This window comes from Hymenobacter lapidiphilus, assembly GCF_013377885.1.
GTDB lineage: Bacteria > Bacteroidota > Bacteroidia > Cytophagales > Hymenobacteraceae > Hymenobacter > Hymenobacter lapidiphilus.
Genome location: NZ_JABKAU010000042.1, coordinates 1 through 19,583, shown reverse-complemented (window position 1 = coordinate 19,583; position 19,583 = coordinate 1). Strand labels below are relative to the sequence as shown.

18 protein-coding genes are annotated in these 19,583 nt (G+C 60.4%); 11 read left to right on the top strand and 7 right to left on the bottom strand.

What is annotated here, in order from left to right; all coding sequences use genetic code 11:
- Positions 1–188 precede the first annotated feature (188 nt).
- Together HW554_RS17195 and HW554_RS17190 are read left to right on the top strand one after the other, a co-directional pair.
- The gene (locus tag HW554_RS17195; RefSeq protein ID WP_176909812.1) at positions 189–914 is read left to right on the top strand and encodes a porin family protein; all 726 of its coding nucleotides are present in this window, start codon (positions 189–191) and stop codon (positions 912–914) included.
- A gap of 70 nt (positions 915–984) precedes the next feature.
- Positions 985–1,476 (top strand): DUF6992 family protein, encoded by a 492-nt coding sequence (locus HW554_RS17190; RefSeq protein WP_176909811.1) that lies wholly within the window; start codon positions 985–987, stop codon positions 1,474–1,476.
- A 299-nt stretch (positions 1,477–1,775) separates the two neighbouring features.
- Here the strand turns inward: HW554_RS17190 and HW554_RS17185 are convergent, their stop codons facing one another.
- The 5 genes from HW554_RS17185 to HW554_RS17165 form a co-directional block, all read right to left on the bottom strand.
- On the bottom strand, positions 1,776–2,333 hold the full coding sequence (locus HW554_RS17185; protein ID WP_176909810.1) for a type 1 glutamine amidotransferase domain-containing protein: 558 nt from the start codon (positions 2,331–2,333) through the stop codon (positions 1,776–1,778).
- A gap of 124 nt (positions 2,334–2,457) precedes the next feature.
- On the bottom strand, positions 2,458–2,976 hold the full coding sequence (locus tag HW554_RS17180) for an acyl-CoA thioesterase (protein WP_176909809.1): 519 nt from the start codon (positions 2,974–2,976) through the stop codon (positions 2,458–2,460).
- A gap of 57 nt (positions 2,977–3,033) precedes the next feature.
- The gene (locus tag HW554_RS17175) at positions 3,034–3,471 is read right to left on the bottom strand and encodes a hypothetical protein (protein ID WP_176909808.1); all 438 of its coding nucleotides are present in this window, start codon (positions 3,469–3,471) and stop codon (positions 3,034–3,036) included.
- Between the two features lie 203 nt (positions 3,472–3,674).
- Complete coding sequence (locus HW554_RS17170; RefSeq protein ID WP_176909807.1) at positions 3,675–5,690, bottom strand: FAD-dependent oxidoreductase; 2,016 nt, start codon at positions 5,688–5,690, stop codon at positions 3,675–3,677.
- 268 nt (positions 5,691–5,958) lie between these two features.
- Positions 5,959–7,398 (bottom strand): aldehyde dehydrogenase family protein, encoded by a 1,440-nt coding sequence (locus HW554_RS17165; protein ID WP_176909806.1) that lies wholly within the window; start codon positions 7,396–7,398, stop codon positions 5,959–5,961.
- Between the two features lie 171 nt (positions 7,399–7,569).
- Between HW554_RS17165 and HW554_RS17160 the strand changes: the two genes are divergently transcribed.
- Positions 7,570–8,154 (top strand): phospholipid scramblase-related protein, encoded by a 585-nt coding sequence (locus tag HW554_RS17160; RefSeq protein WP_176909805.1) that lies wholly within the window; start codon positions 7,570–7,572, stop codon positions 8,152–8,154.
- A gap of 49 nt (positions 8,155–8,203) precedes the next feature.
- Here the strand turns inward: HW554_RS17160 and HW554_RS17155 are convergent, their stop codons facing one another.
- Positions 8,204–9,445 (bottom strand): tetratricopeptide repeat protein, encoded by a 1,242-nt coding sequence (locus HW554_RS17155; RefSeq protein WP_176909804.1) that lies wholly within the window; start codon positions 9,443–9,445, stop codon positions 8,204–8,206.
- Between the two features lie 510 nt (positions 9,446–9,955).
- Between HW554_RS17155 and HW554_RS17150 the strand changes: the two genes are divergently transcribed.
- The 3 genes from HW554_RS17150 (at position 9,956) to HW554_RS17140 (ending at position 13,464) form a co-directional block, all read left to right on the top strand.
- Positions 9,956–10,831, top strand: coding sequence for an AraC family transcriptional regulator (locus HW554_RS17150; RefSeq protein ID WP_176909803.1), 876 nt, complete (start codon positions 9,956–9,958; stop codon positions 10,829–10,831).
- Positions 10,832–10,933: 102 nt separating this feature from the next.
- The gene (locus HW554_RS17145; RefSeq protein ID WP_176909802.1) at positions 10,934–12,031 is read left to right on the top strand and encodes a hypothetical protein; all 1,098 of its coding nucleotides are present in this window, start codon (positions 10,934–10,936) and stop codon (positions 12,029–12,031) included.
- A gap of 101 nt (positions 12,032–12,132) precedes the next feature.
- Entirely contained in the window at positions 12,133–13,464 is a 1,332-nt protein-coding gene (locus HW554_RS17140; RefSeq protein ID WP_176909801.1) for a serine hydrolase domain-containing protein, read from the top strand.
- Positions 13,465–13,545: 81 nt separating this feature from the next.
- Here the strand turns inward: HW554_RS17140 and HW554_RS17135 are convergent, their stop codons facing one another.
- Positions 13,546–14,175, bottom strand: a complete 630-nt coding sequence (locus HW554_RS17135) for a T-complex 10 C-terminal domain-containing protein (protein WP_176909800.1) — start codon at positions 14,173–14,175, stop codon at positions 13,546–13,548.
- 84 nt (positions 14,176–14,259) lie between these two features.
- Between HW554_RS17135 and HW554_RS17130 the strand changes: the two genes are divergently transcribed.
- The 5 genes from HW554_RS17130 to HW554_RS17110 all read left to right on the top strand — a co-directional run.
- Positions 14,260–14,913 (top strand): pseudouridine synthase, encoded by a 654-nt coding sequence (locus HW554_RS17130; RefSeq protein WP_176909799.1) that lies wholly within the window; start codon positions 14,260–14,262, stop codon positions 14,911–14,913.
- 388 nt (positions 14,914–15,301) lie between these two features.
- Complete coding sequence (locus tag HW554_RS17125) at positions 15,302–15,769, top strand: cold-shock protein (RefSeq protein ID WP_176909798.1); 468 nt, start codon at positions 15,302–15,304, stop codon at positions 15,767–15,769.
- A 394-nt stretch (positions 15,770–16,163) separates the two neighbouring features.
- Positions 16,164–18,440 (top strand): GEVED domain-containing protein, encoded by a 2,277-nt coding sequence (locus HW554_RS17120; RefSeq protein ID WP_176909797.1) that lies wholly within the window; start codon positions 16,164–16,166, stop codon positions 18,438–18,440.
- A 181-nt stretch (positions 18,441–18,621) separates the two neighbouring features.
- On the top strand, positions 18,622–18,933 hold the full coding sequence (locus tag HW554_RS17115; RefSeq protein ID WP_116940238.1) for a DUF3817 domain-containing protein: 312 nt from the start codon (positions 18,622–18,624) through the stop codon (positions 18,931–18,933).
- Between the two features lie 84 nt (positions 18,934–19,017).
- The coding region (locus HW554_RS17110) for a hypothetical protein (protein WP_218134765.1) at positions 19,018–19,583 on the top strand (566 nt) is incomplete at its 3' end.

The following is a 19,583-nucleotide window of genomic DNA, read 5'->3' as shown; positions in this document are numbered from 1 at the left end:
TGACGGCAGTTGCAGAGGCCAAAGATAGCCCAGCCCCCCTATAAAGCCAGCTGCCCGGCGTATAAAATTAAGGTTTGCCCCCCTGCTGCAATGTAACCTTCGCCGCATGAGGCAGTATAGGGCTACTAAAGCAGCCGGCCCTATAGTGGCGCTGCTTATTTCACTCTTACTATTCTCGACGTTCTCCCATGAAAAATCTTACTCTTCCGCTAACACTGGCCACGGGCCTGCTACTGAGCGTGCCGGCCCTGGCGCAAACCACCGGCCCCGACGGCGTCCGTTCTTCGACCGACTACCCGGCGACTTCCGGCGGATCCGACTCGCGCAACACCGGCTTTGGCATTAAAGGTGGTTTCACAGCCGCCCATTTCCGTGGCGACGACAAGAAGAACTACTCCGACGAAGGTGTTTACAACACCTTTCATGCTGGCGTGTATGCCCAGTATGGCTTCAGCGACAAGTTCTCTATTCAGCCTGAGCTGCTGTATAGCCGCCAAGGCTTTGCCGGCAACAACGGCCTACCCAACGCCCAGGGCCAGACAGTAAACGGAGCTTACGATACCCGCCTCGACTACGTTCAGGTGCCAGTGCTGCTGGTGTACAACATTTTCGATAACGTAAGCATCCATGCCGGCCCGCAGGTTTCCCTGCTGACTAAGGTGCAGGAAAACGGCGTGGAGCGCAAGCTGGCCAATGAAGGTGGCAAATTCAGCTACGCTTACAAAAGCCTCGATTACGGCCTAGCCACTGGTATAGAGGCCCGCGTGGGCCCGGCCCGCATAGGAGGCCGCTACGTAGCCGGCTTCAACGACATCATAGAAGACCAGGACTTCAACAAAACCGGCAACCGTGCCCTCACCAACATCAAAAACGGGGCGTTCCAAGTCTATGTCGGCATTGGTTTCAACCGCTAGCCGTTCCCGGACTTCGTAAACAAAGAGGAAGCCTGCAGGCTTCCTCTTTTTCGTTTCTCTCCCCTACCGTATGTCGCTGCCCATTGCCGATTTACCCGCCCTCAACCACGCCCGCGAGCTGATGGCCGAGCGCGGCATGGTGCTGCTCGGTCTATGGGGGCTGCTGAACCTGGTTGTGAGCGGCTACTATGTGGCGCGCACCGATGCGCGCACCGAAGCACACCACTTTCACTTCATGAACGTGGCCTGGAACGTGGTGAACACGCTGGTGGCCGTATGGGGCGTTTTGCAGGCCAACCCCTGGGGCGTAGCGGGCCTCTCACTCACCGAAAGCCTGGCAGCCCAGGCCCGGTTCGAGAACCTGCTCCTTATCAATGCGGCGCTTGATGTGGGCTACCTGTTCATCGGCCTTTGGCTGCACCGCCGCGCCGACACCGCCGAGCGGCCCGAACGCCTGCGCGGCTACGCCCGCTCGCTGTGGCTACAAGGCGGCTTCCTGCTCTTCTTCGATTTGACTTTCTACTTCATCTACCACCAGTTTGCGGCGCAGCTGGTGCAATAGAAACTGTTTAAAAACCCAGTGTACCAATGAAACGTCATGCTTCATCTGGCGTCCGCGCAGTCGAAGCATCTTTACTGTTTCGCTGAATAGCTGTTACGAAGCGGTAGAGATGCTTCGACTGCGCGGACGCCAGATGAAGCATGACGTTCTTTCTACTTTATAAACAGCTTCATAAACAGTCGGATATCTGTCATCCTGACAAAAGAAGGACCTTGTCCCACTAAAAAGGCCGTATCAACGGTTCTTCTTAGCGGGATAAGGTCCTTCTTTCATCAGGTTGACAGACGGTTAAGCGTATGCTACTTTTTCCCGGTCAGGGCTTCCTTTATCTTCTCGTTGAAGTTGGGAATATCCTGGGGGTTGCGGCTGGTGATGAGGTTGCCATCGACTACCACGGTTTCGTCGGTCCAGTGGCCGCCGGCGTTTTTGATGTCGGTCTGGAGGCTGGGCCAGCTGGTTACTTTTTTGCCGCGCACCACATCGGCTTCAATCAGCACCCAAGGGCCGTGGCAGATGGCGGCTACGGGCTTGCCCGAGCGCACGAACTCGCCCACGAAGCTAACTACTTCCGGCTTGGTACGCAGCACGTCGGGGTTCATCTGGCCGCCGGGCAGTACCAAGGCATCATAGTCAGCCACCTTTACGTCGCCGATTACCTTGTCCACATCTACTTTATTGCCCCAGTCCTTCTCGTCCCAGCCCTTAATCGAGCCGCTTTTCAGCGAAATGACGTGCGTTTCGGCGCCTTCTGCTTCGAGGTATTTTTTGGGCTTTTCAAGCTCCGACTGTTCGAAACCGTCGGTGGCGATAATGGCTATTTTTTTGCCTTTGAGGGCGTCGCTTCCAAAAATGCTCATGGTGGATCGGTGTTATGGTAGAAAATAAAAAACCGAAAGCGCCGAGCGCCTTCGGTTCTTCTTTAACGGCTGCTGCAGCCGGAGGTTGAGCAGGATTATGGCCTTGGCCCACTCCTACCGACCATCAGCCTTCGCCTTTGCGGGCACTTTTAAAGTGTTTACGCAGCTCTCGAACCCGCTCATCGAATCCGTCGGGCTCGTAGTCCACCTCGTTCACATCGAGCTGTTCGAGCAGCTCCATCAGGGCGGACGAGTGCTCGGTGCGGGTGCCGCTCGGCAAGCGTACCAAGGTCATTTCCGACCACAGTAGGGCTTTCAACTGCAGACTGTCTTCGCGCAGCATCTGCATCTCCACCACCAGGTTCGAGTTATCGAAGTGGATGAGCTGGGTACGGATACGCACTGTTTCGGCGTGGCGGGCGGGCCGCAGGTAGGCAATGTGGTGCTTGGTAATCACCCAGCCGGCCGCCTGCTCCTGCGCCTGCTGGCCCAGGTTCAGGGCGTAGTGCTGCAAGGCGTGCTCCTCGCGGGCATTCAGGAAGTAGTCGAGGTAGCGGGCATTGTTGAGGTGGCCGAGCATGTCGCAGTCCTGAAACCGGACGCGGTGAGTGGTTTCAGGCGTTTGAATGAGGGAGGCGGACATAAAGGAAGGTCGGTGAAAAAGCGAGCCGGAGAAGGCAGCAAATCGGGTTGGGTACGGCTATTTTTTGCGGGCCCGCATCTGCTCCTGCACCTGCTTCTGCTTGGCTTTCAGCTGCTGGTATTGCTCGGGGCTGAGCACCTGCTGCAGCTCACGGTCGGAGGTGGCATTAATGCTTTTCAGCTCGGCCAGCAGTGCCGGACGGTTGCTTTTGAGGCGCTCCTGGGCCTGCTTGGCCTGCGCGAGGGTGTTGGTGAAAATCTTCCGCACGCTGCTGCGCTGCTCATCCGTCAGACTCAGCTGCTCGGTCAGCACATCGGTCAGGTCGCGGGCAGCGGGCGGCGCGGCGGCTACGGCCTTGGCTTCGGCCCGCACCTCGCGGCCCGATTTGGCGGGGGCCACGGTAGTGCTGGTAGCCTCAGCGGCCGGTCGGCGCGCACAGGCACTGCCCAGCAAACCAGCCGCCAGCACCATCGCCAAAGGAATACGGAAAGTCATAAAGGAGAAATTCAGGGAGCGAAAATCCTACCTACGCGAAAAGCCCCGTCGGGTCTGATTTCGGTGGATAGTGAAGAACGTCATGCTGAGCGCAGCCGAAGCATCTCTACCGTTTCGTTACAGTCACTCAGCGAAGCGGTAGAGATGCTTCGGCTGCGCTCAGCATGACGTTCTAATTGATTCCGGGTACTTCCTAAACAGCTTCAACTGTTTTTGAGCTGCTGGGCCGTGTAGTGGGCCAGGGCCATGATGGTGAGCATGGGGTTGACGCCACTGCAGGCCGGGAAGGCCGAGCCGTCGGCCACGAACAGGTCTTTCACTTCGTACAGCTCGCCGCTGGGGCTGGCAGGGTGGGTAGCCCGGTTGCCGCCCATGCGGCAGGTGCTCATCTGGTGGGCGCTGTAGAGGCCGAATTGGTTGGCTTTCCAGCTGAGGTTGGGCAGCCCGTCGAGCACTTCGGGGTTGAGGAGGCGGCCGTTTTCGGTGTGCAGCAACGGCAGCGTGCCGTGGGGCAGCAGCACCGTGCGGGCCCCGGCGGCCACCTGTATCTCGGCCGCCGCGCGCACCCCGCGCAGCATGTTGTGGCGGTCGAAGTCGCTGAGGGTGTAGTCGATGAGAGCCTGGCCGTGCTTGTCGACGGAAACCCGGCCGCCGTCCCGGTCGCGGGTGAGCACGATGAACGAGCCGATATGGGCCGCCTCATGCATCAGTTCCTTATGCTGGCGACCCGAAAGCCAGGGCATCACCATGCTCATTAGGCCGGGATGGGCGGGCGGGGTTTCAATTTTAGCGCCAAAGTTGGTGCCGTCGAGCATCGTAAACCCGTCATTCACCACCGACATCATCGGCCCGTGCCAGGAGTTCATACACTGCGGATATACGCCCGAAACTACCACCGTGGGGTGCAGGTGCAGGTGCTGCCCCAGGTGCGAGTGGCGCAGGCCGCTGCGCAGCAGCAGCGCCGGCGTCTGCACGGCTCCGCCGGCCACTACCACCCGCTTGGCCCGCACCGTTACGCGCACTGGTCGGCCGTCAGGGCCGGTGTAGGTGGCCTCGGCCCCGGTAGCGTGGCCCTGGGCTACGGTTACGCGCGCCACCTCCGTATCGCATAGCAGCCGGGCGCCGTGCTCGAAGGCAGTTTGCAGGTAGGTATTGAGCGTGCCCTGCTTTACGTTGTGCCGGTCGCCGAAGCAGCTGTAGCCCATGCCTTCAAAGTGCTCGTCGCAGTCGTTGGTGTGGCGCTCGTTGCGCGGAATCAGCTTTACCTCCTGCCCCAGCCGCCGCGAGCCATCGAGCAGGGCCTGGTTCTGGCCGTTGTGGCGGGCGTAATCGATATTGACGCCCAGCGTGCGACTCACCGCATCCAGGCTCTGCTTGAACTCCATCGACGTAAAATGCGGCACCTGATGCTCGCGGGCCCACTCCTGCAGCACGTAATCGGGGGTGCGGAAGGCGCCGGCCCAGTTGACGGTAGTACCCCCGCCCAGGCAGGAACCGGCCAGTAGGGCCACGCCACCATCCTGGGTACCCAGCGTACCGCGGGCGTCGTAAAGCTGCCCCAGCATATCCACCTCGCGCTGCGAAAAGTCGGTGCCGTGGAAGTAAGGGCCTTTTTCGAGCACCAGCACATCGTGGCCGGCGGCGGCCAACTCACCGGCTACCACGCCGCCTCCGGCCCCGGAGCCAATCACCAGCACGTCGCAGTTGTAGGTGATATCGTGGGTGGGCTGCAACGTATGCAACGGCCGGGCAGCCGGTTCGGGCGCTACGATTTCGGCCGGCACCTGAGGGCCATCGTACCCGATGGCATCCCACACAAAATGGGCTGTTTCGGGCTGCGAGCCGCCATAATACAGAAACACACACAGCTTGCGTAGCGCCTGAAACCCTTTGCGCAGCTGCGGCAACTGCGAGGATGCCCAGCTTTGCAGCAGCTTTTCGCGCTGTCCGGCATCCAGCTTGCCAAACGGTTTCAGGGCCCCAAACCACGTCAGGCCCAGAGCCGGCGAATCGAGCAGCCGCAGCAGCTGCCCGAACTCCTGCTGCGCCCCGGCCGGCTGCGCCGACAGCGCCTCGGCCATCTTGTCCAGATCAATGCCCTCCGAGCCGCGCCGGGTCCAGTAGGCGGCATCTTCGGCACCAGCGGGCGGGGCCAGCGCAGGAATGAATGTATCGGAAAGGGCGCGCAAGGTGGCGCGCTGGGCTTCGGTAAACTGCATGGTGAGGCGGGAAATCGGGCAGTACTACCCACCGGAAAGCAGGCCATAAAAGGTCGGCATTTTTCCTGGAAACTACTCGGCTTGCATACTAAAAGCGCAAAACGTGTGAGTTGTTAGATGAATGAAACCGTTTGTCGTTTTGAGCGCAGCGAAGGACCTTTTTGTGCATAAACCAGCCATTAACAGGGTAAGTAAAGCGTGATAAGACTCTTCGCTGCGCTCAGGATGACAAACGATTTTCCTCATCCACCAACTCACTTATCCGCCGTTACAGCCAGCGTAGCAACAGGCCCACCATTTTGCTCACGGTATTGGTGTAGGGCGGGTACAGGGGCTTGAGGGAAGTGAGGCCCACGCGCTGCTTGAGCACCGATTTTTCGTTGCTGAAGGCCAGGAAGCCGGCGTGGCCGTGGCAACGGCCGATGCCGCTGTTGCCGAAGCCGCCAAAAGGCAGCTCGGGGTGGGCCAAATGCAGGATGGTTTCGTTGACGCAGGCCCCGCCGGCCGGGATGTTCTGGAGCAGGTAGCGCTGGTTTTCCTTGTCCTGCGTGAACACGTAAAGCGCCAGCGGCTTGGGGTGGGTATTCACCACATCAACGGCCGCCGAGAGGCTGCTGAAGGTGCTTACCGGCAGCAACGGCCCGAAGATTTCCTCCTGCATGATGCGGCTGTCGGCGGGCGCATCGAGCAGTACGGTGGGTTCGATGAAGCGCTGGGCAGCATCGGTAATGCCTCCGAACGCAACTTCGGCACCCTGCTGGCGGGCATCTTCGAGCAGGCCGGCCACGCGCCCAAAGTGATGGTCGTTTACGATGCGGGCGAAAGAATCGGACTCGCTGACGGGCCGCCCCCCGGGCGAGTAGAACCGCTGGGTGGCGGCGCGCATTTCGGCCACCAGCTCGTCGCGCACGGCTTCATGCACCAGCACATAATCGGGGGCTACGCAGGTCTGGCCCGCGTTCAGCCCTTTGCCCCAGATGATTTTCTCGGCCGCGTCGCGCAGGTTGGCCGTTTCGTCGACCACGGCCGGGCTTTTTCCGCCCAGCTCCAGCGTCACGCTGGTAAGGTGCTCGGCGGCGGCGCGCATCACAATTTTGCCCACCTGCGGGCTGCCCGTAAAAAAAATATGGTCGAAAGGCAGCTTCAGCAGCTCGGTAGCCACGTCCTTATCGCCCTGCACCACGGCTACCTCGGCCTCGTCGAACAACTCGCGGCACATGCGGGCCAGCAGCTCGGCCACGGCGGGTGTCATCTCCGAAGGCTTGATGATGGCCGCGTTGCCGGCTGCCAGGGCCGAAATCAGCGGGTCGACAGCCAAGTAAAAGGGGTAGTTCCAGGGCGCAATAATCAGCGTAACGCCCTTGGGCTCGGCCTGCACCCAGCCGTTGGCACCCACCAGGGCCATGGGCGTGCCCACCCGGCGCGGGGCCGCCCATTGCTCCAGATGGCGCAGGGTGTGGCGCAACTCCGTCTGCGACGACCAGATTTCGGTAACGTCAGTTTCGACGGCGGGCTTGCGAAAATCGGCGTAAAGCGCCTCGCAAATAGCGTCGCGGTTGTCGGTCAGCCAGGCATCGAGGCGGCGCAGGCGGGCAGCGCGGCTGCTCACGGCTTCGCGGCGCAAGGCCTCGGCGCGGCCCTGCTGGCGGGCAAACAGCGCAGGAATGGATAGTTGGGTAGCAGCAGGGGCAGTGGGAGCAGAAACCATAGGATAAGAGTATCAAAACAGGTGGAACGCGCCCGGCCCAATGCGGAAGACGCTGGCTGTTCATACCCCGAAAGCCTGGCAATTGTTCAGTTGACCAGCAGCCCCAATACGATAAGGCAGAGGCAAAACCGTAGCTTGCGATGCATCAAACACCCTTTTCCCCTCCTTCTTATGCTCAACCGTAACAGCTACTTCATTCGCGAACACGTGGGCGCCTTTAAGCTCAAAGACACCTACGACATCCTCGACCCCGAAACCCAGCAGCAGCTGGCTTACGCCATAGAAACCACGCCTGGTTGGGTGCTGGCCCTGCGCCTTGTAGTGGGCAAGCAGATGCTGCCGGTAACCATTACGGTGCGCGAGCACGCCGAAGCGCCGCCGCTGTTCCGTATTGAGCGGGGCTTCACGTTTGTGCGGTCGAAAGTACACGTGTACGATGCGCAGAGCCAGCCCGTAGGCTATTTCAAGAGCAAGCTCTTCACGCTGGGGGGCGGTTTTAATGTGTATTCGCCACAGGATGTGCTGGTAGCCGAGGTAAAGGGCAACTGGAAGGGCTGGGACTTTACGTTTGTCAGCGCCACGGGCCAGGAAATCGGGCTTGTTACGAAGAAATGGGCCGGTTTGGGCCGTGAGCTGTTCACTACGGCCGATAACTACCTGATTTCCATACACGACATGGGCGAGCAGCAGGCGGCCTCTAACATACTGCTTCTGGCCGCCGGCCTGGCCATCGACACCGTGTTCAAGGAGCAGTAGCGTTGTAGTGGTCAGAGAAGCACCTCATTCTTTTCTGACCACTACAACGCTACTTTTTCTTCTTCTTGTTGTTCTTCTGCAGGTAAGCCTTGGCCTCTTTCTGAGCCTCTGATTTGCGGTCGGCCTTTTTGAACACCTCCTGGTAGTAGCGGGTAGCGTCTTCGGGGTTGTTTTGTTTGTTGGAGATGCGGGCTAGGTTGAGCAGGGCGTAGAGGTAGAAGCCCTGCTGGTTGTCGCCGGTACTTTCGGAGAACACCACGCAGCGCTGGTAGTAGTCGCGGGCTTTATCCAAGTCCTGGTAGCGGCTTTCCATCAGGCTGCCCAGAAAGAACGTTGCGTAGCGCCCGCTGATGCCTTCGTAGCCCGGCATCCCCCTGTTTATCTTGTCGAGAATGTCGCGGCTCACCCGCTCACACTCGCGCAGGTCGCCCACCTGGTAGCTCATCAGGGCATAAAAGCGCTGAAAATAGCCGTTGTCGGGGTAGGTGGTGGCCATCTGCTGGGCGATGGGCAGGGCCTCGGCCGGCTTGTTTTCCTGGTTCTGCAGAATCTTCATCAGGAACACCTTGGCCTCGGGGCCGGTGTAAAAGCCGTTTACCGCTACGTTGCGCAACTGCTGCAGGCCCAGCTGCTTGTTGCCCCTCGGGAAAAACAGCATCACCGGCCGCAGCAGCGGGTAGTTGTCGGCAATCCAGGGGGCGTAGTAGTTGATGAGGGCCTGGCCGAACAGAAACTCGGGGCTGAGGCCGTTGGCCTCGCGGCTCTTTTCGAGGTAGCTCAGGGCGCGCTTGCTCTCAACGGTGGCCTTGCGCCAGTTGCTGCGCTCGGCGTTCAGACGGGCCGAAAAACCGTAGGCCGCCGACAGGAAAAAACTGGCTTCGTAGTTCCTGTTGTCTTTCTTGTAAAGTGCCTCGCCCCGGGTAATGGCCGTGTCCATATAGGCCAGAAACACCTTGTCGTACTGCTTATTGGTGATGTTGCTGGGCATTATTTTCCACCAGGTGCTGAGCCCGAGCAGAAAATACGGCATCGGGTGCTGGGGGTAGCGGCGGCGCAGGCTCCGGAACTGCCGCTCGGCCTTGTCGTACTTGAAATTGTAGAGGTTGTAAACGGCGCCCTCCAGCTCGGTCTGAATATCCTTATCAAGCAGCAGCCAACCCGAAATGTCGGCGGCGAGGGGGGCCACATCCACGTTTTCGAGGCGGATGCGAGTGGTATCGGGCTGCTGAGCCCAGGCAATGCTCGGCAGGCAAAGCAGCAGGAGGACCGAGCACAGCAGGAATGAACGCATAGGGTACAGCTTGGGTGGCCCCAAAATACGAGCAAAAAGGTACGGGGAGTTCCATCTCATACGGGAGCGGGCAAAAAAAAGAGGCTGAAGCTCCCACAGCCTCAACCTCTTTTGCGTTTGCCGACCCTTAAAAAGGCCCGGTAAACGGCCAGCGACTAAAATTCCCACCCAAAGTCGCTGGATGTTTGGTGCGGATACACCACCTTATTCACACCTCACACGCCGGCCGGCCTTATCCTTTAAACCGGCCAGGGCGGCGGGGAAGTTGCAGATTCCTCGCCCGGGGCACAGCCACAGGCTGGCACCGTTGTTATGCTTTTGTAAAACCTGCGCCCAACCCCTAAAAGCTGGCCTGATAGGTCCGGTTTAGCACCGAAGCCGATTTTACTATACAAAGGTCACTAAGCTTCAATTAGATAACTACTGCCTTATTCGCCATTCATAGTGCCTGGTTGACCAATTGTGTTAACTTCACGCTCTCATTCCGCCATTGAGGCACCATTTTGCGCCGTGAAGCTACAATTTGAGCCCATCCATCCAACCGCCGACAGTTCGTTTACGCTGTTGCACTACACGCAGGTAAGCAAGGCCGACCTGCTCTGGCACTATCACCCCGAGTACGAGCTGGTGTATATCCCGCGGGGCCACGGACGGCGGCATATCGGTCAGCATATTTCGCGGTTCGAAGATGGCGAACTAGTACTTATCGGACCCGACTTGCCGCACCTGACCTTCAGCTACGGCCAGCCGGTAGGCACGCCGTTCGAAGAAATTGTGGTGCAGCTGCGCGGCGACTTCCTGGGGCCTGATTTCTGGGAGCGGTCGGAGATGGTGGCCATCCGGCAACTGCTGGCCCGCTCGCACGAGGGGCTGTCGTTCGGAGCTACTACCCGCCAGGCGGTGGGGCCGCTGCTGCGGCAGCTGCTGGTGGCCCCGCCCTTCGCACGGTTGCTGCTGCTGCTGCAGGCCCTGCAGCAGCTGGCCCAGGCCGCCCCCACCCCCGACTGCCAGCCGCTGCACGCGGGAGCCGGCGGCCAAGGCCTGAGTGGCAAGGAACAGCAGCGCCTGAGCCGGGTGTATCAGTTTGTGGAGCAGCACTACCAGCGCGCCACCCTCTCGGTGCAGGAGGTAGCCGATGTGGCCTACCTCTCGGTACCGGCCTTCTGCCGCTACTTCAAGAAGATGACCCGCCACACGCTCACCGATTTCGTGCAGGAGTATCGCGTGGGCCAGGCCTGCCGGCTGCTCCTCGACGACGATCTGGCCATTACGCAGGTTTGCTACGCCTGTGGGTTCAACAACCTGTCGCACTTCAACAAAACGTTCCGCAAGTTCACCGGCCAAAGCCCCACCGAGTACCGCCGCCAGCGGCTGGGCGGGGGCTGAAAGCGCAAGCAACGGGGTGAGGGTAACACGTTGTCTGTACTTCAGCACTTCCTTCGCACTTCACTCCGGAACAAGCCGCGGGCCACAGTTGTCTGGTGAGTGATGCTTACGCTGAATCTGGTTTTGCTGCTGTTGCACCTGCTGCTGCCCGCTGCTGAAGCCCCGCTGGTGCTACGGCCGGTTGCGGCCGGTTTCGGGCCGGCACTGTTCAGCGTAGCCGCCGTGCGCGACGAGCGGCCGGGCCGGCCGGCGGTGGCACTGCTGCTGCCCGCCGCACCGGCGGCTGGCACCGCAACAGTAGCCCAGCCGGCCGAATTGCGAAACGGCACAGCGGCGGCGCTGCAACAGTTTGCTGCTGCCACGCTGCCGGCCGCCACTACTGGCCGCTACCCCATCACGCTGCGGGTGCTGGAGTTGCAGGTACGCGAAACACCTGGCCCGAATGGTGCCGCCAATGGTACCATTGCCCTTCACCTGGCTTTTGAGTGGCGCAACCCCGAAGGCCGAAGCATTATGCTCACCGAATACCGCGGTGCGGCCCGCTACGGCCGCGCCCGCGCCAGCCGGGCCGTGGTAGAAACCGCCCTGAGCCAGGCGCTGCTGGGCGGCCTGCGCCATTTCAATGGCTGGCTGGCCACGGCGGCAGCCCATGATGTCCGGCTGGCCACGGCCGTGCAACCCACCTTTCGTTACGACACCCGCCAAACCGAGCCCGACACGCTGTTTTACGACCCGGCCCACCCGCTAGCCTGGGCCGATTTTACGGGCATGCCCCGGTCCAAAGGCCAGTATGCAGCGGCCGTATTCCCGAGCTTCGGTTACCGAACCCGGCCGCGGGTGCGCCAGGGTGTGGTAGTGCTCGATATTGAGCTGCAGGTATATGTGGTGCGCACTTCCTCGTGGGTGGCCGAGGGACAGCGCACGGCCTACAACCTCAACCACGAGCAGCGCCACTTCGATATTGTGCAGCTGGTGGCCGAGCGGTTCCGGCGCAAGGTGGGCCCCGACAGCCTCACGGTGGCCGATTACCAGAGCATTCTGGGTTGGCAGTACCTGGATTCCTTCCGCGAGATGAACCGCCTGCAGGACCAGTACGACCGGGAAACCTCAGGCGGCACCGACGCCGACGCCCAGAACCGCTGGAACCAGCGCATTGCGGCCGATCTACGCGGGTTCGGGGTGATAAAGCAAGGTGAATGAGGTAGTTGACGGCAAGAATAAGGGTGGTGGTTGAAAATAATTCAGCTTTTCCGATATAGCTGGTTTTTTTGATCCGTCTTCCCCCTTATTCCACTGTCTGTATGCTACGTAAACTCGCTTTGGTCCTCCTGCCCGCCTGCTTTAGCGCCAGCTCCGCTCTGGCTCAAGGCAGCTTCAACCAACCCCGGCTCGACAGCCTGCTCACCAGCCTCGAAGCCAACCACCGGGCTATGGGCAGCCTCACGTTGTCGCAGAATGGCAAAGTGGTGTACAGCCGCGCCTTCGGGCAGGAGCAACCGGGTGTGCCGGCTACCGCGGCCACACGCTACCGCATTGGCTCCATCAGCAAGCTCTTCACCGCTACCCTGCTGATGCAGCTCGTGGAAGAAGGCAAGCTAAAGCTGGACGCGCCATTGGCCACCTGGTTTCCGCAGTTGCCCAACGCCACCCGCATCACCGTCGACCAGCTGTTGCACCACCGCAGCGGCCTGCACAGCTTCACCAGCGACGTGGCCTACGCAACGTACATGGCCAAGCCCCAGACCCAGGCCCAAATGCTGGCAATTATGAGCAAGCCAGCCCCGGATTTTGAGCCGGGAGCCAAGTTTGAGTACAGCAATACCAACTACCTACTGCTGGGCTACATACTAGAGAGGGTTACGGGCCAGCCCTACAAACAGGTGCTGCAAAAACGTATTACCGGCAAGCTGGGCCTGAAGGAAACGTATTACGGTGGCCCCATTGATACCAAAAAGCAGGAAGCGGCCTCGTTCAGGTGGTCAGGCAGCGCTTGGCAGCCCGAGCCGGAAACGGACATGAGCATTCCCGGCGGAGCCGGCGCGCTGGTGTCTACCCCCGCCGACCTCACGCGTTTTATCGAGGGCTTATTCGGGGGGCGGCTCGTGAAACCGGCCACTCTGGAGCAGATGATGGTTTTGCAGGACGGCTACGGCGCGGCCCTGACAGCTATACCATTCGGCACTAAAAAAGGCTACGGGCATGGCGGAGTTATCGATGCCTTCCAGTCCAGCCTCATCTACTTCCCCGCCGACAAGCTGGCGCTGGCCTACTGCCAGAACGGGAGCAACTTCCCGCTCAACGACGTGCTCATCGGGGCGCTGGCCAGCTATTATGGCACACCCTACCGCCTGCCCGACCTGCGACCTGCCACCCCAATGGCCCTTACTGCCACCGACCTGGGCCCGTTAACTGGTACCTACGCCAGCACCCAAATGCCGCTCAAAGTCACGGTTACAGCAGCTGGCACCACGCTTCTGGCCCAGGCCACTGGTCAGCAGGCCCTGTCGCTTACGGCCAAGTCGAAAACCCAGTTCATCTTCGAACCCGCAGGCATCGTGCTGGATTTCGATGCGGACCGGCACACGTTTACGCTGCAGCAGGGCGGGGGGAGCTACCTGTTCACGCGCGAGTAGCAGCTGCATTCAGTATGGCATACAAAAGGCCCCGCCCGGTGAATCCGGGCGGGGCCTTTTGTATCAGGACTAAAAGCGAGGTTAGTCCTTAACCTTTACATTGCCGTCATCGGCGTCGGTCTTCACCTTGGTACCGTCAGGGTACTTCACTTTGGTGTCGCCGTCCTTGTCGATCTTAATGACTTTACCATTCGAATACGTGATTTTGGTATCACCACCGAAACGCTTCTCACGCTTCACGATGGTGGGGCCGGCGGGCTTGGTAACTACGACTACCCGGGGAGCCGGGGCCGGCGTGTAGGGCGTACCGGCATAGTATGTACCACGGTTCTCACTATAGACACCGTACTGGTCTTCGTTTACAACGCCTTTCACCGTATTGTCGGTTTCGTCGTTCACGGCCCGCTGGGCGGCGTAGAAACCGGTTGTGTCGGTGCGGTACTGGTTATTTACCTCAGCAAAGCGGCGGCCCCGGTCGTAGTAGCTCCGGCCAATTGTCGACACGGTGGTGGTGTCGTCAATCTCCAGGTCATTCGCAATCTGGGTTACCGTGCGGTCGGCGTCGGCCTGGTAGTCCATATTGTTATTCAGCACCACGGCCGTATCGACCGAGGGCGTGGTGGCCGCATCTACAGCAGCCTGCTTGTCCTGGTTGCAGGAAGCCATGGCCAGGGTGGCGGCGGCGGAAATCAGAAGCAGAGACTTATTCATCAGAAGAGGATCAGGTGAAACAAACTACTCGGCCGGATATAGGCTAGCAGCTATACTTGCGTTACTTGGGCCTGATACGGGAGCATGCGCGCCGGGGTTGTAGCGGCCGTGGGCAACCGGAACGGGCTGCCTACCTTTGCGGCCGTGTCCGAACACCGTCATTTTCTGCTGTACAAACCCTTTGGCTACTTAAGCCAGTTCCGGAGTGAAGATGCCCGTGAAGCGCGTAAAAAGCGTTTTCTGGGCGAACTACATGACTTTCCGGCCGGTACGATGGCCGTCGGCCGCCTCGATGAGCATAGCGAGGGCCTGCTGCTGCTCACGACCAACGGCCTGGTGAGCGAGCGAATCCGCCGCAAGGATGTGGAAAAAGAATATTACGCCCAGCTCGACGGGCTCGTCACCGAAGAGGCCCTGGCCCGCCTGCGCACCGGGGTCGAAATCAGCGTAGAGCACCAACCTTACCAAACGCTGCCCGGCGCGGCCCACCGCCTGCCCGAGGCCCCCGATCTGCCGCCCCGGCCCCGCAAAATCCGCGACGACCGGCACGGCCCTACCAGCTGGGTCAGCATTACGGTTACGGAAGGCAAAAATCGCCAGGTACGCAAAATGACGGCTGCCGTAGGCTTCCCCACACTCCGGCTGGTGCGCGTGGGCATTGGCGGCGTGGCCCTGGCCGGCCTGGCCCCCGGCGAGGTGCGCGAAGTGCCCGATGTAGTGGCGCTGGTACTCGGCTGACTCGCGCTCGGCACCCGAAATACCGCCAGCACTTTTGCGTCCCGCCCCCACCAGTGTGTTTCTTTGGTGGCGGCCGGAGCACCGGGGCCGCGCCGCATCCTGGTTTGGCCGGAATATAGCCGTAGGGTGTTCTTTTTGCGGGAAATATGGCGTAACTTTACCCCTGCTGTTTTTGCTTAGCCCCTGCCGCGCTGATTTACTCCGCGCCCCGCAGCCTTCCTGCAACACGGCTCATTTGCCTTCCGGCAACGCTGTTTCCGCCCCCCTTCGCCAGAGTTCAATATAGGAACTTTGCTAGATTTCGGGCTGTTCAGTCCGGTAAGCAGCTTTTTGTACCACCCCGCTCCTGTTCGGCAGAGGCGACTCCGACATCAATCAAACATAGTATATGGGTAGATCACAGGCCACCTTCGGCAAAAGAGAGAACGAGAAGAAACGACTGAAGAAGCGCCAGGAAAAGGCGGAGAAGAAGGAGGAGCGCTTGGCCAACTCCAGCAAGGGCCAAGGCCTCGATGAGATGATGGCTTACGTTGACGAGAACGGCAACATCGTGGACACTCCCCCGGATCCGACCAAGAAAAAGAAGGAGATTCCGCTCGAGAGCATCCGCATTGGCGCTATCCGCCAGGAGGACATAGAAGAGGAAGATCCGGTACGTTCCGGCTCGGTTACGTTCTTCAACGATTCGAAAGGCTACGGTTTCATTAAGGACCTGGCTACGCAGCAGAGCGTATTTGTGCATGCCAACAACTTGGGCAGCCTCACCATCAAGGAAAACGACAAGGTGACCTTTGAGGTAGAGATGGGCCAGAAAGGCCCGAGTGCCTTCAACGTGAAAATGGCGGTGGCGGGCTAAGCCTCCTCCGGTTTCCGGTAATGCCAGTAGCGGCGACTACTCCGAAAGGGGTAGTCGCCGCTGCCGTTTGGGGCCAGCCAACCATAGCGCCCACGCCCGGAGCCACCCGCAGCCCGGCCAACTGAATATAATTATGGCATTCTCGAATAAAGCCAACTTCGTACTTTAAGTAAAACAGCTGGTAGCAGAGAGGGCAAAATTAGCTTTTTTGAATAGCTGACAGCTGGTTTACCTCTCTCGCGGCAGGCCAATATATTACATATCAAAGCTATATATAGAAAATACATCCTTTGGCTGTTTCCTTATTAATAATACATTTGCCGGATGGCGTAACAGCTCACCCGGCTGCCACGCTAGTTCGCCCGCTCTTTTCCACAACCAATCCTTCTTTTCTATGAACAAGCTTTATGCCTATGGGCTCGGTGTGGCCTTGCTGGCCGCCGCTGCTCCGGCCCTCGCTCAAAACAAGGCCGCCGGCCCTACCTACTCGCTGGGTAGCCCGCAAAACCTGGTGCGGCAGCTCGAAACCGAAGTAGCCGCCGATGTGGCCCGCCGCCAGCCCAAACCCACCGTTTCGCTGCGGGTGGCTGCCAACCAGCATTTCACCGGCCAGGTGAACTACCGCGAAGACTTGGCCTCGACCGGCGAGTATCTGGTAGGCGAGCTAGTGGGTGTACCGAACTCGTCGTTTTTTGTGCGGGTAGAGGGCACGCAGGTAGAAGGACACATTGTGCTCCGGGATACCAAGCGCGCCTACCGCTACTCGACCGACGCCCAGGGCAACGCCCAGGTGCAGGAAGTCGACATCAACGAGATTATCTGCATCAACTACGATAAGCCGGTGGGCTACCAGGCCCCCGAGCCGGCCCCGGCCAACCGCGCGGCCGGCATGGCCGCCGCGGTTACCTCGCTGCAGAGCCTGCCTGGTGCCAAGGGCTGCATCTACATCGACCTCGATGGCCAGTATGTATCGGGCACGCCCTGGAACAACGGCAACCCCATCGACGCCGCGCCTTCGGGCATTCAGAACGACGCGGCCAAAGTGCAGGCGTTCTGGGAGCTGGTGAGCGAGGATTTCCGGCCCTTCGACATGAACGTGACCACCGACGAGGCCGTGTTCAATACCTACCCCAAAACCATGCGCATGCGCGTGATTGTAACGCCCACCAACACGGCAGCCCCCGGGGCTGGCGGGGTGGCCTACCTCACGTCGTTCCGCTACAACAACGATACGCCCTGCTGGGTGTTCATGAGCGACCCCAAATCGGGGGGCGAGGCGGCTTCGCACGAGGTGGGCCACACGCTGGGCCTGAGCCACGACGGCCGCACCAGCCCCAGTGAGGGCTACTACCAAGGCCAGGGCTCGTGGGCCCCGATTATGGGTGTGGGCTACTACAAGCCCATCAGCCAGTGGAGCAAAGGGGAATACGCCAATGCCAACCAGACCCAGGACGACCTGGCAATCATCAGCGGCCCGACCTACAACGTAGGTTACCGCGCCGACGACCACGGCAACACGACCGGCACGGCCACGCCCTTAGCCCGCAGCAGCGACAACCTGACCGGCAACGGCGTGATTGAACGCACCGACGACCAAGACAACTTCAGCTTTACCACCAGCGGCGGCGCGGTAAGCTTCAACGTAAATACGGTAGCCCGTTATGGCAACCTCGATGTAGTAGTGCGGCTGCTGAACAGCACCGGCGGCCTGGTAGGCACCTACGACACCGGCGGCAGCCTCAACGCAACAGTGAGCACCACGCTGGGCGCCGGCACCTATTTCCTGCAGGTAGATGGCACCGGCGCGGCCAACCCCGCCACCGATGGCTACTCTGATTACGGCTCGCTGGGCACATTTACGGTAGCTGGTACGGCGCCGGCCGGTGGCACCCCGCCCCCACCGCCGCCACCAACCCCGCCTACTCCTCCGACCCCACCAGTTGCCGTTACGTACTGCGCCAGCAAGGGCAACAACGTGAGCTACGAGTGGATTGACCTCGTGAAGCTGGGCAGCATCAACCGCACCTCGGGCGCCGATGGTGGCTACTACAACGGCACGGCCCTGAACACTGACATTGCCGCCGGTTCGGCGCAGACCATCAACATCTCGGCGGGTTTCCGTTCGACGGCCTACAACGAGAACTGGCGCGTATACATCGACTACAACCAGGATGGCGACTTTACCGATGCCGGCGAGACGGTCGTATCGGGCGCTTCGTCGAGCAGCGCTACGCTGGCGGCTACGTTCACGGTCCCTTCTTCGGCCCTGACTGGTAAAACCCGCATGCGGGTAACCATGAGCGACAATGCCGCCACCACCAGCTGCAATAACTTCACCTATGGCGAAACCGAAGACTACTCGGTTACCATCATCGGCGGAGCAGCCAGCACTGAGGTTTATGTAGCGGCCCAGGGCGCGACGGTAGGCGACGGCCGCTTCGAGAAGGCGCTGACGTTGTACCCCAATCCCACGGCCAGTGTGCTCAATATTGTACTGGCTGGTAAAGCCCCGGTAGTATCGGCTTCGATTACCGATTTGCGCGGCGCGAAGGTGGCCAACGTCCGTTTCGAAAACGGCCAGCTTAACGTGGCCAACCTAGCTACCGGCGTGTACTTGCTCACCGTCAGCGACGGGCAGAAAACTTTCCACGAGCGGTTCATGAAGCAATAGCCTCATACCTACCCGCTCTGATGCCCGAACGGCGGCAGTTTCTTCGGAAGCTGCCGCCGTTTGCGTGCTTGGGCAGAAAGGCCTGCGCCAGTAAAAGCCGCTGGATTAGCACCGGATGAGGCGGCGGCCGTACCTTTGGGCCGGGTCGGCTCCTTTCGATGGCCCCCGCTGGTTGATGCTTATGAAACAGTTTTTTGCTTCCTCGCTGGGCCGTTTGCGGCTGGTTGGCCTTCTGGAAGGTCTTTCCTTTTTGTTATTGCTGGGCATTGCTATGCCGCTGAAGTACTTTTTTGGCCAGCCAGCGGCCGTCCGGGTAGTAGGTATGGCCCACGGGGCGCTATTTGTGCTGTATTGCGTGCTCGTGATTGGGGCAGCGGTGCAGTATAGCTGGTCGTGGCGCAAAACGGCGCTGGCCCTACTCGCCTCCATTATTCCGCTGGGCACTTTCTGGGCCGATGCCAAGCTATTCCGCGAAGAGGAAGCGGCCGGCTAGACTACGGGCCAAAGCTGGCTGCCGTACTTTAATAAGCCTGCCAGCGCCCGGCAGCGCATCCCTCTTTTATTACGTTTTCTCTCGATGAAGCGTCTGCTCCTTTACTCGCTGCTGGGCCTGGCGGCCACCGCCTGCGCCCCGCGGGCCATCATCCAACCCGCTACCCTCGGCATGGCGGGCCCGGTAATGCCTGTTACTCCTACAGCCCCAACGGCCGAGTTTCTGGTAATTACCGAAGACCAAGTCTTCGAGGGGCCGGCCGAGGAGTTGGGCGACATCGTTATCCGCGACTCGGGCTTTACACTGAGCTGCGACTACGAAACGGTAGTGGCCCTGGCTTCTGATAAGGCGCGGGCGCTGGGGGCCAATGCGCTCCGCATCTACGAGCACCGCCTACCGTCCATGATGAGCACCTGCCACCAGATTCGGGCCCGGGCCCTGCGCCTGACCGACCTGACGGCTTATGCGCGCGAAATTATGTGGCAGCCCAACCGCCGGCTGCGGGTGGCCGATTTCAAGGGTTCCGTTGCCAACCGGCCATTTCAGGCGTCTACCAGCAGCAACATCCGGTACCGCTACGCCGGGCTGGGGCTAGGGCGTGAGGACAATCAGCTCATCGGAGCCAGTCGAGAGCGGCTGCCAAGTACCAA

Coding starts and splice junctions, on each gene's coding strand:
- HW554_RS17195 (WP_176909812.1), top strand. CDS start 189: ATGAAAAATCTTACTCTTCCGCTAACACTGGCCACGGGCCTGCTACTG.
- HW554_RS17190 (WP_176909811.1), top strand. CDS start 985: ATGTCGCTGCCCATTGCCGATTTACCCGCCCTCAACCACGCCCGCGAG.
- HW554_RS17185 (WP_176909810.1), bottom strand. CDS start 2,333: ATGAGCATTTTTGGAAGCGACGCCCTCAAAGGCAAAAAAATAGCCATT.
- HW554_RS17180 (WP_176909809.1), bottom strand. CDS start 2,976: ATGTCCGCCTCCCTCATTCAAACGCCTGAAACCACTCACCGCGTCCGG.
- HW554_RS17175 (WP_176909808.1), bottom strand. CDS start 3,471: ATGACTTTCCGTATTCCTTTGGCGATGGTGCTGGCGGCTGGTTTGCTG.
- HW554_RS17170 (WP_176909807.1), bottom strand. CDS start 5,690: ATGCAGTTTACCGAAGCCCAGCGCGCCACCTTGCGCGCCCTTTCCGAT.
- HW554_RS17165 (WP_176909806.1), bottom strand. CDS start 7,398: ATGGTTTCTGCTCCCACTGCCCCTGCTGCTACCCAACTATCCATTCCT.
- HW554_RS17160 (WP_176909805.1), top strand. CDS start 7,570: ATGCTCAACCGTAACAGCTACTTCATTCGCGAACACGTGGGCGCCTTT.
- HW554_RS17155 (WP_176909804.1), bottom strand. CDS start 9,445: ATGCGTTCATTCCTGCTGTGCTCGGTCCTCCTGCTGCTTTGCCTGCCG.
- HW554_RS17145 (WP_176909802.1), top strand. CDS start 10,934: ATGCTTACGCTGAATCTGGTTTTGCTGCTGTTGCACCTGCTGCTGCCC.
- HW554_RS17140 (WP_176909801.1), top strand. CDS start 12,133: ATGCTACGTAAACTCGCTTTGGTCCTCCTGCCCGCCTGCTTTAGCGCC.
- HW554_RS17135 (WP_176909800.1), bottom strand. CDS start 14,175: ATGAATAAGTCTCTGCTTCTGATTTCCGCCGCCGCCACCCTGGCCATG.
- HW554_RS17130 (WP_176909799.1), top strand. CDS start 14,260: ATGCGCGCCGGGGTTGTAGCGGCCGTGGGCAACCGGAACGGGCTGCCT.
- HW554_RS17125 (WP_176909798.1), top strand. CDS start 15,302: ATGGGTAGATCACAGGCCACCTTCGGCAAAAGAGAGAACGAGAAGAAA.
- HW554_RS17120 (WP_176909797.1), top strand. CDS start 16,164: ATGAACAAGCTTTATGCCTATGGGCTCGGTGTGGCCTTGCTGGCCGCC.
- HW554_RS17115 (WP_116940238.1), top strand. CDS start 18,622: ATGAAACAGTTTTTTGCTTCCTCGCTGGGCCGTTTGCGGCTGGTTGGC.